The sequence below is a fragment of the Modicisalibacter sp. 'Wilcox' genome (assembly GCF_010993675.1).
In the GTDB taxonomy this organism is placed as follows: domain Bacteria; phylum Pseudomonadota; class Gammaproteobacteria; order Pseudomonadales; family Halomonadaceae; genus Modicisalibacter; species Modicisalibacter tunisiensis.
In genome coordinates this window covers 13152-26616 of record NZ_WNXF01000008.1, presented here as the reverse complement: position 1 = coordinate 26616, position 13465 = coordinate 13152, and the positions used below count along the sequence as shown (strand labels likewise).

Sequence of the window (13465 nt, the reverse complement as noted above, 5' to 3'; positions counted from 1 at the left end):
TCAGGCGGGCTACAATCGCCCCCTTGTCCGCGTTCAAGGACGCCATCCCCTTTCGAATCAGTCACTAGAGCCGCCATGTCGACAACCGCCAACGCCAAGCGCCAGATCCTGGTCACCAGTGCCCTGCCCTATGCCAACGGGTCGATCCATCTGGGCCACCTGCTGGAGTACATCCAGACCGATATCTGGGTACGCTTCCAGAAGAGCCGCGGCCACGACTGCCACTATGTCTGCGCCGACGACGCCCACGGCACCGCCATCATGCTGCGCGCCGAGCAGGAGGGCATCACCTCCCAGGCGCTGATCGATCGCGTCAGCCAGGAACACCAGGCCGACTTCGCGCGTTTCGGGGTGGCCTTCGACAACTACCACTCGACGCATTCCGAGGAAAACCGCTACTTCAGCGAGCTGATCTACACCCGGCTGCGCGACCAGGGCCACATCGCCACCCGCGACATCGAGCAGATGTACGACCCGGTCAAGGGCCTGTTCCTGGCGGACCGCTTCATCAAGGGCACCTGCCCCAAGTGCCGGGCCGACGATCAGTACGGCGACAACTGCGAGGCCTGCGGCGCCACCTACACCCCGGCCGAGCTGATCGATCCGGTATCGGCGATCTCCGGCGCCACCCCCGAGGTGAGAAGCTCGACCCACTACTTCTTCAAGCTGCCCGACTTCGCGGCCTTCCTGCAGGGCTGGATCAACGACGACCACGTCCAGCCGCAGATCCGCAACAAGCTGATGGAGTGGTTCGAGTCCGGCTTCAACGAGTGGGACATCTCCCGCGACGCGCCCTACTTCGGCTTCGAGATCCCCGACGCCCCGGGCAAGTACTTCTACGTCTGGCTCGACGCGCCGATCGGCTACCTGGCCAGCTTCAAGAACCTCTGCGAGCGCGAGGGTCTCGACTTCGACGCCTACTGGCGCGCGGACTCCCAGGCCGAGGTCTATCACTTCATCGGCAAGGACATCGTCTACTTCCATGCCCTGTTCTGGCCGGCCATGCTGCATGGTGCCGGACTGCGCACGCCGACCGCGGTGAACTGCCACGGCTTCGTCACCGTCAACGGCGCCAAGATGTCCAAGTCCCGCGGCACCTTCATCAAGGCCGCGACCTATGCCGAGCACCTGAACCCCGAGTACCTGCGCTACTACTTCGCCGCCAAGCTCACCGCCGGCGTCGACGACCTGGACCTCAACCTCGAGGACTTCGCCCAGCGCGTCAACTCGGACCTGGTCGGCAAGGTGGTCAACATCGCCAGCCGCTGCGCCGGCTTCGTCAAGAAGCTCGGCGGCGGGCGGCTCTCCGCCCGCTGCACCGAGCCCGAGCTGGTCGAGCGCTTCGTGGCCGCCGGCGACGAGATCGCCGGGTACTTCGAGGCCCGCGAGTTCGGCCGTGCCATGCGCAAGGTGATGGAACTCGCCGACGAGGCCAACACCTACATCGCCGAGGCCGAGCCCTGGGTGCTGGCCAAGCAGGAAGGCCGCGAGCAGGAGGTCCTCGACATCTGCTCGGTGGGCATCAACCTGTTCCGCCAGCTGATGGTCTACCTGGCGCCGGTACTGCCGGCCATGGCCGAAGGCGCCCGCGCCTTCCTGACGCTCGACGCCCTGGCCTGGGACAGCCGGCAGGAACTGCTGCTCGATCACGAGATCGCCAAGTTCAAGCCGCTGATGACCCGGGTCGAGCGCGACCGCATCGACGCCATGATCGAGGCGTCCAAGGAGGATCTGGTGGAAGAACAGAAGCTCAAGGAAACCCCCAAGGGGCCGCTGGCCGATGACCCGATCGCCGAGGAGATCGCCTTCGACGACTTCACAAAAGTCGATCTGCGCATCGCGCGCATCGCCAAGGCGGAGTACGTCGAGGGCGCCGACAAGCTGCTGCAGCTGACCCTGGATCTGGGCGGCGAGACCCGCACCGTGTTCTCCGGCATCCGCTCGGCCTACGCGCCCGAGGCCCTGGAAGGCCACCTGACGGTAATGGTCGCCAACCTGGCGCCGCGCAAGATGCGCTTCGGCGTCTCCGAGGGCATGGTGCTGGCCGCCGGGGACGGCGACGGCATCTACCTGCTGGAACCGCACAGCGGCGCCAAGCCGGGCCTGCGCGTCACCTGAGGCCGTCATGACCGCCGCCCGTATCGATGTCATCGACGCCGCCCTGCCGCAGACCCAGTGCGGCAAGTGCGGCCATGATGGCTGCCGGCCCTATGCCGAGGCCATCGTCGCCGGCGAGGCGATCAACAAGTGCCCGCCCGGCGGCGAGCGGACCCTGCAGCGGCTGGCCGAACTCACCGGGCAGCCGCCATTGCCGCTGGAGCGCCCGGCCGAATCGCCGCAGGTGGCGGTGATTCGCGAGGACGAATGCATCGGCTGCACCAAGTGCATTCAGGCCTGCCCGGTGGATGCCATCCTCGGCGCGGCCAAGCGCATGCACACGGTGATCGAGGCCGAGTGCACCGGCTGCGAGCTGTGCGTGGCGCCCTGCCCGGTGGACTGCATCGACATCCAGCCCCACCCGGGCTGGGAGGCCGCCGACACGCCGGCCGCGCAGGATGCCTTCCTGGCGCGGCGTGCCACGCTCGGCCGGCAGCGCCATGCGGCCCGCCAGGCACGCCTGGCCCGCGAGGCCGAGACCCGCCGGGCCCGACGCCGCGCATTGCAGGCGCGCAGCACCCCCGCCGAACCGGCGACCACCACGGCCGACGATACTCGACGGCTCAAGACCCAGCGCGTGACCCTGAACGCGGCACTCAAGCGCCTGGAGCGCCAACGCCGCGAGCTCGAGGCCGACACGCCCTCGGCCCGCGAACTGGAAACGCGCATCGCCGACCATCGCGAACAGCTGGCGGCACTCGATCGCCGTCTCGCCGAACAGGCTTCCGCGCCGCAGTCCGCCGATGCTCGTCCGCATCGTCAGCGCATGGCGGTGCGAGCCGCGGAACAGGCCCTGCGTCGCGCCCGCGCCCAGCTCGCCCACGCCGAACGCCAGAACGATGCCGAGGCCATCGCCGGCGCCCGGGCCCAGTGCGAACAGGCCCGGGCCATGCTCGACACCGCCAGGAACGGAACCGCATGAACGCCCAGAAACGCCATGCCATCTTCGCGCGGCTACGCGAGCACAACCCCGAGCCCACCACCGAGCTGAACTGGTCGACGCCGTTCGAGCTGCTCACCGCCGTGCTGCTCTCGGCGCAGGCCACCGACGTGGGTGTCAACAAGGCCTGTGCCCGGCTGTTCCCGGTGGCCAACACGCCGCAGGCGATTCTCGACCTGGGCCTCGACGGCCTGAAGGAGCACATCAAGACCATCGGCCTGTACAACACCAAGGCCGAGAACCTGATGAAGACCTGTCGCCTCCTGATCGACCGGCACGACGGCGAGGTACCGCGAACCCGTGCGGCGCTGGAGGCGCTGCCCGGGGTCGGTCGCAAGACCGCCAACGTGATTCTCAACACCGCCTTCGGCGAGCCGACCATCGCCGTGGACACGCATATCTTCCGGGTCGCCAACCGCACCGGGCTCGCCCGTGGCAAGGACGTGGTCGAGGTCGAGCAGAAACTGATGCGCCACGTGCCGACGGAGTTCCGCCAGGACGCCCACCACTGGCTGATCCTGCACGGCCGCTACACTTGCGTGGCGCGCAAGCCGCGCTGCGGCAGCTGCGTGATCGAGGATCTCTGCGAGTATCCGGACAAGACCGAGCCGGCCTGAGCGGCCGGATACGGGCACAGGGCCCCGCTCAGCCCCCTTGCAACCGCTCGATCTCGTCCATCAGTTCCAGCGCCAGCGCCGCCCCGGCCAGGTTGACGCCCAGTTCCCGCTGCAGGCGCAGCGCCACACGCGCCCGGATCAGGTGGCGGCCGGAAAAGTGCCACTGCTGCGGCAGGGACCCGCCGGGCGTCAGGATGCCCTCGTCGACCAGCTCGATGATGGCCTCGGCATGCACCGCGCAGGCGCGGCTGAGATCGGCCAGGGTCAGCGTCTCCTGCTCCTCGAGAATCACGCCGCTCAGGGGTTGCGAACGATCGACCATGCTCATCCTCCCAGCCCGGCACGCGGCTTGAAATCGGCGAAATGGGCCGCCAGGGCCCGGTAGGCGTCGCGGTCCGCGTCGCCGTCGACGGGCGGCTGCACGATCTTCAGCACCACCAGGAAGTCGCCCGGGCGCGCCGCGGGCAGACCACGCCCACGAATGCGCAGCCGGGCCCCGTTGCGCGCATTGGCGGGAATCTTCAGTTCCACGCTGCCGGTGGGCGTGGGCACCGTGACCGGCCCGCCCAGCGCCGCCTCCCAGGGCGCCACCGGCAGGTCGAGATAGACGTCGCGCCCGTCCAGGCGATACAGCACATGGGGCCGGAATGCCACTTCCAGGTACAGGTCGCCGGCCTTGCCCTGGCCGTGCCCCGGCTCGCCCTGCCCCGCCAGGCGGATGTGCTGCCCGGGGGCGATGCCCCGGGGTACGGTGACGCTGAGCTTGCGCTCGTGCCAGCTGACCCGCCCGTGAGCGTCGTGCTCGGGCAGGCGCAGGGTGATCACATGGGTGGCGCCGTGATAGCTGTCCTCCAGGTCGATCTCGAGCCGGGCGTGGCGATCCTCGCCATGAGCATGGAAACCGCCACGCCGGCCGCCCGGGGCAAAGCCGTGGCCGAACAGGGTCTCGAAGAAGTCGCTGAACCCGGCGGCATCCTGTTCGGTGAAGCCGCCGCCGGAGAATGCGAAACCGGCATCCCAGTCCGGCGGCGGGCGGAACTCCTCGCCCGGCTGCCACTGGCGCCCCAGCTGATCGTAGGCGGCCCGCTTTTCCGGATCCTTGAGCACCTCGTAGGCCTCGCCCAGTTCCTTGAACCGGACCTCGGCATCCGGCTCCTTGCTGACATCGGGGTGATACTTGCGCGCCAGCTTGCGGTAGGCCCGCTTGATCGCCTCCTGGGAGGCGTCCTTCTCCACGCCGAGAACGTGATAGTAGTCCTTGAATTCCATGGCCGCCCTCTGCCCTCGGGACGACCGGAAGGCCCTCCCCGACAGGCAGCATGGCGCGACTTGCCGAGAGACGCCTTGACGCGGATCAAGCCGTGTCCGGTCGCGGCCGCAGCCCCAGGACCTCGCCATAGGCCGAGCGCCAGGCAGGCCATTGCCACTGGCGGGCATCCGGCAGCGGCGGCCGGCTGGCGGGATCGGTCAGCCAGCCACGCAGCCGCGCGACCAGGCTCTCGACATCCCCCGGGTAGCGGCAGGCGTCGGGATAGTAGTCGGGAAAGCACAGCCGGTCGGGCACCAGCGGCAGGCAGCCGCGGTTGACCGCCTCCATGATCGCCAGCCCCTGGAACTCGTGGTCGGTGGTGGACACCACGATATCGGCGGCATCGAGCATGGCCGCATAGTCCGCCGCGGGCTGCTCGCCCCAGCACACGATGCGCTCGCCCAGCCAGGCCCGCGCCATGTCGAAGACCGCCGGCCGATCCCGGAACTGCTGCCCCATCACCGCCACCTCGAAGTCGATGCCCTCGGCGACGAGCCGCTCGAGCGCGGCGAAGAACGCTTCGGGATTCTTGTCATATTCCCAGCGATGGTTCCAGACGATGCGACGCCCCCGGCCCGCCGGCCGAACCGCCTGATCGGGCAGCGGCACGGGGAGCACATGGGCATGCGCGGCCAGCCGCGACAGCCACGGCTCGAGCGGCAGCCGGTCCGGCATGCGAGAAAGGAAGTCGCGGGCACCGGCCACCAGGCTGTCGCGGTTGTAGGCACTGTTGAACACCACCACGTCCGCCGCCAATGCCGCATAGAGGTTGACCATCATCGGCTCGGGGCGCAGAACCTGGCGCGAGGAGCGCGGGAAGGCGAACTGGTTCTCGTGGAAGTAGACCACCTTGCGGGCCTGCGCCAGCGACGGACAAAGGCCGACCAGGGTGGCCAGGTCGACCATCGAGGTGGCGACCACGAGGTCGAACGACTGCTCCAGCACCGCGTGATTGGCAAGCCGCCACATCAGCGGGTTGCCTCGCACCCGCCACTGGAAGTGGCGCGGCGGCAGTTCCAGGCGCTGCCAGTCGATTTCCGGGAATGCCTGTTCCAGACCGTCGGCCCAGAAACGGTGGCTGGCGGCGGCATAGGCGGAGAGCAGCAGGGCCTTCACGGGCGAGTCCTCGGCAAATGACCGGCAAGCTACCCGAGCCCGCCGCCGCTTGCAAAGCCGCCGGTCAGCCCGGCCGGATTACAGGGTAAACTCGCCGCCGCGCTCCACGGCTCGCCGATAGGCGGGGCGTGCCTTGAGGCGGCCCAGCCAGTCGCGCAGCGCCGGGCGCTCGCCCAGGCCGCCGCGGGCGTCCCGGGCCAGCGCCGGGAAGCTCATCTGGATGTCGGCCGCACTGAAGGCCTCGCCGGCCAGCCAGTCCGATGCCGTCAGGGTCTGTTCCCAGTAGTCCAGATGGGTCCTGATCTGGGGCTCCAGATACCGCGAGGCGACGCCACGGCCCAGCAACCGGCCGAACGGTCGCACCAGCGCCGGCACCGGGGGCTTGCCGAGCCGGGTGAAGACCAGCGACATCACCAGCAGCGGCATGGCGGAGCCCTCGGCATAATGCAGCCAGTAGCGGTACGCGCGGTGCGCCGGGGTCCCCGGCGGCGGCATCAGCCGGCCGTCCGGGTCATGGGCGTCTATCAGGTAGTCGATGATCGCGCCGGACTCGGCCAGCGTCACCTCGCCGTCGACGATCACCGGCGACTTGCCCAGCGGGTGCACCTGCTTGAGCGACGCCGGCGCCAGCAGTGTCTCGGGGTCCCGGGTGTAGGGAACCACCGTGTAGTCGAGCGCGAGCTCCTCGAGCAGCCAGAGCACCCGCTGCGAGCGGGAATTTTCCAGATGGTGCACTTCGAGCATGACAGGGCCTCGCGAGATCGACATGACGGTTCTTGACCCTAGCGCATTGCCACTCGAGCGGATACCACCGGCCGAAAACGCGGCGACCCCGTCTGCGAGGAGGCAGACGGGGTCGTCAATACGGCAAGCCGTGATGATCAGTGGTGCGAGGCGAAGATCTCGTCCCCCAGGTCATCGATGAACCGCTGGGCCTTTTCCAGGGTCAACTCGACGCAGGCCTCCCGGGAGCCGACGGTGTCGGAGCGCTCGAAACGATGCTCGAGCGTCTCGCCCCCCTCGACCGGCTTGCGGATCCAGCCGCTGACCCGATACTGCCCGCCCGCATCCTGCGGGTCGGGCGTGATCAGATAGCCGCGATACTCGGTGGCAGGAATCTCCTCGTCATTGACGTTGCCACTGCGGAACAATCCGTCGATCAGCTTCTTGAGCATGTCGCCTCCTCACGGAGCCTTCCGGGCGCCGGACATCCCGGAAGGACGCTCTCAGTTGGCGCTGCGACCCTTGCCGGCGGCAATCCGCAGGCGCAGCGCGTTGAGCTTGATGAAGCCTTCGGCATCCTTCTGATTATAGGCGCCGGCATCATCCTCGAAGGTGGCGATCGACTCGTCGAACAGCGATTCGTCGGACTTGCGACCCACCACGGTGGCACTGCCCTTGTAGAGCTTCATGCGCACCACGCCGTTGACGTGGGTCTGGGTCTCGTCGATCGCCGCCTGCAGCATCCGGCGTTCCGGGCTCCACCAGTAGCCGTTGTAGATCACTTCGGCGTACTTGGGCATCAGCTCGTCCTTGAGGTGCGCGGCCTCGCGGTCGAGGGTGATCGACTCGATGGCGCGGTGGGCACGTAGCATGATGGTGCCCCCCGGGGTCTCGTAGCAGCCGCGCGACTTCATGCCCACGTAGCGGTTCTCGACGATGTCGAGGCGGCCGATGCCGTTGTCGCCGCCCAGCTGGTTGAGGCGCGACAGCACCTCGTGCGGCGCCAGGCGCTCGCCGTCGATGGCGACGATGTCGCCCTGCTCGAAGGTCAGCTCGATGTAGGTCGGCTGATCCGGGGCCGCCTCGGGCGAGACGCTCCAGCGCCACATGTCCTCCTCGGCCTCGGCCCACGGATCCTCGAGGATGCCGCCCTCGTAGGAGATGTGCAGCAGGTTGGCGTCCATGGAGTACGGCGACTTCTTCTTGCTCTTGGAGAAGTCGACCGGAATCTCGTGCTGTTCGCAGTAGGCCATGAGCTTCTCGCGGGAGGTCAGGTCCCATTCGCGCCACGGCGCGATCACCTTGACCCCCGGCTTGAGCGCATAGGCGCCGAGCTCGAAGCGCACCTGATCGTTGCCCTTGCCGGTGGCCCCGTGGGAGATGGCATCGGCGCCGGTCTCGTTGGCGATCTCGATCAGCCGCCTGGCGATCAGCGGCCGGGCGATCGAGGTCCCCAGCAGGTATTCGCCCTCGTAGATGGTGTTGGCGCGGAACATCGGATAGACGTAATCGCGGACGAACTCCTCGCGCAGGTCCTCGATGTAGATCTCCTTGACTCCCAGCGCCTGGGCCTTGGCCCGCGCCGGCTCGACCTCCTCGCCCTGACCGATGTCCGCGGTGAAGGTCACCACTTCGCAATCGTAGGTTTCCTGCAACCACTTGACGATCACGGAGGTGTCCAGGCCGCCGGAATAGGCGAGGACTACCTTTTTCACATCGGACATCGGGGGCTCCTTCTGATTCTTGCGCTTGGCAACATGGGACGTCGACGGTGACGCGCCGACGCACGACGATTCCGCGATTATAGCGCCCCGGCCGAGTGGCGAACACCGCCGTTGGGGACGCCAACCGTGCAAAATGCTAGACTCTCGCGCTATGCAACGCGGGACGACCGCGGGGAATCGACTCAGGACGGGAGAGAGGCATGACCGAGGCGAACGCCCAAGGGCTGTTGTCCCAGCGTTTTCGAAGTTTCCTGCCGGTGGTGGTGGACCTGGAAACCGGCGGTTTCAACGCCGAGCGTGATGCCATTCTGGAGATCGCCGCGGTCACGCTGACCATGGACGCCCAGGGCAACCTGATGCCGGACGCCACCTACGCCTTTCATGTCGAGCCCTTCGAGGGAGCCAACATCGACCAGGCGGCACTGGACTTCACCGGCATCGACCTCGACAACCCCCTGCGTCGGCGTGTGGCCAAGGCCGAAGCCGACGCCCTGGGCGAGATCTTCCGGCCCGTGCGCAAGGCCATCAAGTCGGAAGGCTGCACGCGGGCCGTGCTGGTGGGCCACAATGCGGCCTTCGATCACGGCTTTCTCAACGCCGCCGTCAATCGCTGCGGCATCAAGCGCAACCCCTTCCACCCCTTCTCGAGCTTCGACACCGCCAGCCTGGCCGGCCTGGTGTACGGCCAGACCGTGCTGGCTCGCGCCTGCCGGGCCGCGGGCATCGACTTCGACAACGCCGCCGCCCACTCGGCGCGCTACGACACGGAGCGCACCGCCGAGCTGTTCTGCGCCATCGTCAATCGCTTCAAGGATCTGGGCGGCTGGGACCTGGCCCAGCGCGAACAGGGCATGGAAGACTGACACCGGCCCCGCCCCGAAACACGAACGCCCCGCCATGAGGACGGGGCGTTACGCGCTCGGCCGATACCGGGAAGAGCGAAAGATCGCTCAGGCGTCGTTCTGCTCGGCACCGGCCTTGGCGGCCGTTTCCTTGATCAGGGTTTCCAGCTCGCCACTCTGGTACATCTCGACGACGATGTCACAGCCGCCGACCAGCTCGCCCTCGACCCACAGCTGCGGAAAGGTCGGCCAGTTGGCGTACTTGGGCAGCTCGGCGCGGATATCCGGGTTGTCGAGGATATTGACGAAGGCGAAGCGCTCGCCACAGGCCATCAGCGCCTGCACGGTCTGGGCGGAGAAGCCGCACTGCGGCAACTGGGGCGTGCCCTTCATGTAGAGCAGGATCGGGTTTTCACGGATCTGCTGCTGGATGTTCTCGAGCGTGGTACTCATCGCGTCTTCCTTGCCGGGGCACCGTCATGTCACGGGTGCCGCGTTGCCGGTGAATGATTGCGTGACCCATTATTCTACGCGCGCCGCCGCCCGAAAACAGCCCCGTGACGTCTTGGCCACAGTGCTGCGCGACAGGGTGCATTGCGCGCCGTCGCGGCTGTGGCTAGGATGATCGTTTTTCGCGCGGCCGGCTCTCGACTCCGGCCGGGGCGCCGAGGGCTGGCAGGCCAGCCCCTCGGCGCCCTTTTCGTTAGCGGCTTGCCGATGACAGGAGCTTGCCATGGCCACACGTCACTTCCTGACCCTGCTGGACCTGACCCCGGACGAACTGTCCCACCTGATCCGCCGGGCGATCACCATCAAGAACGGCCTGAAGACTCACGGCCCGACCTACACGCCGTTCTCCAACCGCACCCTGGCGATGATCTTCGAGAAATCATCGACCCGCACCCGGGTGTCGTTCGAGACGGCGATGGCCCAGTTCGGTGGCCATGCCCTGTTCCTGTCCCCGCGTGACACCCAGCTGGGCCGCGGCGAGCCCATTGCCGACACCGCCCGCGTGCTGTCCGAGATGGTCGATGCGGTAATGATTCGCACCTTCTCCCACGCCGGCCTGGAAACCTTCGCCGCCGCCAGCACGGTGCCGGTGATCAATGCCCTGACCGACGACTACCATCCCTGCCAGCTGCTGGCCGACGTGATGACCTGGACCGAATGCCGGGGCTCGGTACGCGGCAAGACCGCCGTGTGGATCGGTGACGGCAACAACATGTGCCACTCGTGGATCAATGCCGCCCGCCAGTTCGACTTCCAGCTGCGCATCTGCTGCCCCGAAGGCTACGATCCGGACCCGGCGATCCTCGCCGCCGCCGGCGAGCGCGTCAGCGTGCTGCGCGACCCGCAACAGGCGGTGGACGGCGCCGATCTGGTGACCACCGATGTCTGGGCCTCGATGGGTCAGGAAGAGGAACAGGCCCGGCGCGAGCAGGCCTTCCGCGGCTTCCAGGTCACCGAAGCCCTGCTCGACCGGGCCGCCGGGGATGCCCTGTTCCTGCACTGCCTGCCCGCGCACCGCGGCGAGGAAATCAGCGAGACGCTGCTCGACGATCCGCGCGCCGTGGTCTGGCAGGAGGCCGGCAACCGGCTTCACGCCCAGAAGGCCCTGCTCGAGTTCCTGCTGCTGGGTCGCGTCGAGTAAGGAACGCACTTCGCCGGCTTACGCATTTCAACCCGATGCTGACGATTTGCTACAGACGCGGCCGAACACGCCAACCACGCTGATGATGGCGTGACCGGCCGGCGGCGGTGCCCCGACCGACACGCCGGGTGGCAATCTCGAACTCAGCGGAGGAGGCGAGCGATGACAGCGGAAGTCCAGGTGATAGCCCACGACGACGAATGGGGAGTCCGCCAGGGCGACACCGAGCACGGCGAGGAGCAGTTCTCGAGCCCGGCCGAGGCAATCGCCCACGGACGGGCCATGGCCGAACGCGATGCCGTCGACCTGGTGATTCACGGCCCGCATGGCACGGTACGCGAGAAGCCCGGCCGGGAGGATACCGAGCACCGCGACTGAACCCGCGCGCTAGCCCGCTCCCGGCCGGACGAGAGCGCGGATCCGACCAACAGTGACCAAGGAGAGGCATAAAAAAAGGACCGCCAACGTGGGCGGTCCAGGTACGCAGGGAACTGAAGGGTCACGAACATTCCGGGACTGGCGGAATGTCGAAGGGGCAAAGCCCCGCAACGACGCCGGTCTCGGGCGTCGTTCATTGCAGCCCCGCCGTGGGCGGGACGCCGCAATTCGGGTGGCATCCTTGCCGGGGAGTCCTTTCCCGAAGCACCTTTCCATGCCCGAAGGCGGTGCCATCTCATCGCAACCTGAGTCACACATCGCAGTGAACGGCAAGGAAGGGAGTGAAACGCGCGAGAGCGCTTGCTGCCTCGCCTTCCCGTTCACCCAATACATTGCCAAAGGTGTGCCAGAAAATATCTTAAATCAATAAAATCAAAAACTTGAAAACAAACCCACAACCCGGCGACGGGTCGGCACGGCCCTGCCGGGCCATGGAGTGTTGCCAAACGCCGACTGGCGGGCCGTGTCGCGACCAGACTACCGGACTCACCCGAATAATCCTTTGAAAACAGGCAGTTGAAATGTCACCTGTCGGCGACACTGCGCCTTTTTCCTTGGCGGAGGCGTGTTCCCACGCCGGCGAACCTGACGACATTCCGCGCGAGTTGGACGACACTGGGAGGACCACTGGCAATACACCCGGAGGAAAAGCCATGCCGAGAGAAGACCTGACGGGCCAGGGCGTCTACCGGCTCAGCGACGGCAAGCTGGTCAAGCGCTGCAACACGCTCCATGAACTCATCCACACCGGGGAGACCACCCCGAGCGATGATGCGACCTTTCTCGATCGCGCCGGTTTCACGCCGCTCGAGCAGGTCGCGGGCGCCTACACGATCCACGTGGCCAGCCCCGACATCGAGGTCGGCAGTGCCTACCGGGAAGGTGTGGAAGGCATTCGCTACCTGATTCTGGCCACCCCTGATCCGCAGGCACATTTCTATATCATGGTGGGTGACAGCCTGGCGGAATACCTGGAGATTCTGGAGCTGCTCAAGCCCCTGGCCTGGCACAAGCGGCAGGCGCTCGCCCCGCAACGAGAATGAGCCGCAAGGGCATGCCGGCTCGTGACATCCACCACGAACAAGCAAGGAGCGCTTGTGAACTTTCATTCCCACGCCTTGATTCTGACGATCAAGATCATTGCCCGCTGCGGCTATGTCGCCAAGGGCATCGTCTACCTGATTGTCGGCGGCCTGGCCAGCCTGGCCGCCGCCGACCTGGGCGGCCGCAACGCCGGCACCAAGGAAGCCATCACCCAGCTGGCCACCCAGCCCTTCGGCGGCGTGATGCTCGCCCTGCTGGGCCTCGGCCTGCTGGCCTATGCCCTGTGGCGGCTCATCCAGGTGCTGCTGGATACCGAGCACCTCGGCCACGGGATACGCGGGCTCGTCACCCGAGCCGGATTTCTGATCAGCGGCGGCATCTACGCCGGTCTGGCACTGTACTGTGCCAACCTGCTGCGCAACGCCGCGACCGGCAACACCTCGACCACCGACCGCACGGCGGAACTGATGAGCCATCCCGGCGGCGTGCTGCTGGTACTGGCGATCGGCATCGGCTTTGCCGGCGTGGGCATTCGTCAGATCTGGCGGGCGGTCAAGCGCTCGTATCTCAAGAACTGGCACATGATCGAGATGAGCGACGCCCAGCAACACCTGGCCGAGGCAGCCACGCGCTGGGGGCTTTCCGCACGGGGAGTGGTCTTCCTGATCATCGGCGGCTTTCTGGTCGTCGCCGCCGTCCAGACCAACCCTAGCCAGGCCCAGGGGCTGGGCGGCGCCCTGAACGTGCTGGCCCGCCAGCCCTTCGGCCCCTGGCTGCTCGGCGTGGTCGCGCTCGGCCTGATGGCCTATGCGATCTATTGCTTCGTCAACGCCCGCTTCCGCGATGTGACCCCCTGAACGGTGAGCCCCGGGGGGCCGCCCTGTGGCAAGGTCGGGGTCCTTGC

15 protein-coding genes are annotated in these 13465 nt (G+C 67.3%); 8 read left to right on the top strand and 7 right to left on the bottom strand.

The genetic code is table 11. The features are described 5' to 3' along the window. The first annotated feature begins 75 nt into the window (after positions 1-75). The 3 genes from metG to nth are packed head-to-tail and all read left to right on the top strand — an operon-like array spanning position 76 to position 3714. Positions 76-2118 carry a methionine--tRNA ligase gene (metG, locus tag G7A98_RS08990; protein ID WP_163649334.1) on the top strand — a complete coding sequence of 681 codons (2043 nt, stop codon included), beginning with the start codon at positions 76-78 and terminating at the stop codon, positions 2116-2118. Between the two features lie 7 nt (positions 2119-2125). Then, on the top strand, positions 2126-3079 hold the full coding sequence (locus G7A98_RS08985) for an RnfABCDGE type electron transport complex subunit B (protein WP_163649333.1): 954 nt from the start codon (positions 2126-2128) through the stop codon (positions 3077-3079). Next, positions 3076-3714, top strand: coding sequence for an endonuclease III (nth, locus tag G7A98_RS08980; RefSeq protein ID WP_163649332.1), 639 nt, complete (start codon positions 3076-3078; stop codon positions 3712-3714). Before G7A98_RS08985 ends, nth begins: the two co-directional genes overlap by 4 nt. Positions 3715-3742: 28 nt before the next feature. Here nth and G7A98_RS08975 read toward each other — a convergent pair whose 3' ends face one another. The 6 genes from G7A98_RS08975 to G7A98_RS08950 all read right to left on the bottom strand — a co-directional run bounded on the left by G7A98_RS08975 (position 3743) and on the right by G7A98_RS08950 (position 8586). After that, on the bottom strand, positions 3743-4036 hold the full coding sequence (locus tag G7A98_RS08975) for a chaperone modulator CbpM (protein ID WP_205596247.1): 294 nt from the start codon (positions 4034-4036) through the stop codon (positions 3743-3745). 2 nt (positions 4037-4038) lie between these two features. After that, positions 4039-4983, bottom strand: coding sequence for a DnaJ C-terminal domain-containing protein (locus tag G7A98_RS08970; protein ID WP_163649330.1), 945 nt, complete (start codon positions 4981-4983; stop codon positions 4039-4041). A gap of 85 nt (positions 4984-5068) precedes the next feature. Next, positions 5069-6139 (bottom strand): DUF3524 domain-containing protein, encoded by a 1071-nt coding sequence (locus tag G7A98_RS08965; protein ID WP_163649329.1) that lies wholly within the window; start codon positions 6137-6139, stop codon positions 5069-5071. A gap of 78 nt (positions 6140-6217) precedes the next feature. Further along, the gene (locus tag G7A98_RS08960; RefSeq protein ID WP_163649328.1) at positions 6218-6883 is read right to left on the bottom strand and encodes a glutathione S-transferase; all 666 of its coding nucleotides are present in this window, start codon (positions 6881-6883) and stop codon (positions 6218-6220) included. 137 nt (positions 6884-7020) lie between these two features. Then, entirely contained in the window at positions 7021-7314 is a 294-nt protein-coding gene (locus tag G7A98_RS08955; protein WP_163649327.1) for an HlyU family transcriptional regulator, read from the bottom strand. Between the two features lie 51 nt (positions 7315-7365). Continuing rightward, entirely contained in the window at positions 7366-8586 is a 1221-nt protein-coding gene (locus tag G7A98_RS08950) for an argininosuccinate synthase (protein ID WP_163649326.1), read from the bottom strand. Between the two features lie 200 nt (positions 8587-8786). On the opposite strand from G7A98_RS08950, the gene rnt reads away from it, so the two are divergent. Beyond that, entirely contained in the window at positions 8787-9449 is a 663-nt protein-coding gene (gene rnt, locus G7A98_RS08945; RefSeq protein WP_163649325.1) for a ribonuclease T, read from the top strand. Between the two features lie 87 nt (positions 9450-9536). Here the strand turns inward: rnt and G7A98_RS08940 are convergent, their stop codons facing one another. Then, on the bottom strand, positions 9537-9881 hold the full coding sequence (locus G7A98_RS08940) for a Grx4 family monothiol glutaredoxin (protein WP_163649324.1): 345 nt from the start codon (positions 9879-9881) through the stop codon (positions 9537-9539). Between the two features lie 280 nt (positions 9882-10161). On the opposite strand from G7A98_RS08940, the gene argF reads away from it, so the two are divergent. The 4 genes from argF (at position 10162) to G7A98_RS08920 (ending at position 13418) form a co-directional block, all read left to right on the top strand. Next, the gene (argF, locus tag G7A98_RS08935) at positions 10162-11079 is read left to right on the top strand and encodes an ornithine carbamoyltransferase (protein ID WP_163649323.1); all 918 of its coding nucleotides are present in this window, start codon (positions 10162-10164) and stop codon (positions 11077-11079) included. Positions 11080-11241: 162 nt separating this feature from the next. Next, complete coding sequence (locus G7A98_RS08930) at positions 11242-11457, top strand: DUF2188 domain-containing protein (RefSeq protein ID WP_163649322.1); 216 nt, start codon at positions 11242-11244, stop codon at positions 11455-11457. A gap of 713 nt (positions 11458-12170) precedes the next feature. Then, positions 12171-12560: a hypothetical protein gene (locus tag G7A98_RS08925; protein ID WP_163649321.1), complete on the top strand. Its 390-nt coding sequence runs from the start codon at positions 12171-12173 to the stop codon at positions 12558-12560. Between the two features lie 54 nt (positions 12561-12614). Then, positions 12615-13418, top strand: coding sequence for a DUF1206 domain-containing protein (locus G7A98_RS08920; RefSeq protein WP_224415123.1), 804 nt, complete (start codon positions 12615-12617; stop codon positions 13416-13418). The last annotated feature ends 47 nt before the right edge of the window (positions 13419-13465 follow it).